The organism is Vibrio sp. 1402, assembly GCF_033340275.1.
Genome location: NZ_JAWOWE010000243.1, coordinates 1 through 728, shown reverse-complemented (window position 1 = coordinate 728; position 728 = coordinate 1). Strand labels below are relative to the sequence as shown.

Below are 728 nucleotides of genomic sequence, written 5' to 3'. Positions count from 1 at the left end.
AGAAGCTGATGAGGCCCTTCTGGTGCGGTGGACCATTGGTTGTAGGCAGGGTTGTAGCTTTGCAGCTCTTTTACCCCGATGCCCGCGTAATCAGCAGCGATAGCGAGATCCAGTTGTTCTTTCGGATCGACTAACGTCAGCACTGGTTTGTTTGGGATAGATGGAATGTCGATACCGTACTTTTCTTGGTTTGCCACCACGTCCGCAAGAGCGAGAAGTTTTGGCACGTAGCTACTGGTCTCTTTTGGCAGATCTAAAGAGAAAAAGTCGACAGGTTTACCCAATTTTTTGTTCTTACGGATAGCGCTAGATACACGACCGCCGCCACTATTGTAGGCTGCGATTGCGTGTTCCCAGTTTCCGTCAAAACGTTCATTTAATTGAACAAGATAATCCAATGCAGCATCGGTAGAGGCAGCGACATCGCGACGCCCGTCATACCAGTAGTTTTGTTCAAGCCCCATCATTTTCCCGGTGCCTGGAACAAACTGCCACAAACCTGCTGCGCTACCGTGCGAGTAGGCGAAAGCGTCAAATGAGCTTTCCACAACCGGTAGAAGAGCAAGCTCCATTGGCAATCCACGTTCTTCGATACGTTGCGTGATCATGTAAAGAAATGGCGCTGCACGTTTAGATACCGTGTACAGGTGGTTTGGGTGTTTCAAATACCACGTACGGTAATAATCCACTTTCTTGTTGTTTGGGATGTCCATTTCAAGCTGCATAGC

1 protein-coding gene is annotated in these 728 nt (G+C 48.6%); it reads right to left on the bottom strand.

The window, feature by feature from the left end:
• On the bottom strand, positions 1-728 hold a 728-nt coding region (locus R7044_RS25345), incomplete at both ends, for a transglycosylase SLT domain-containing protein (protein WP_225456013.1).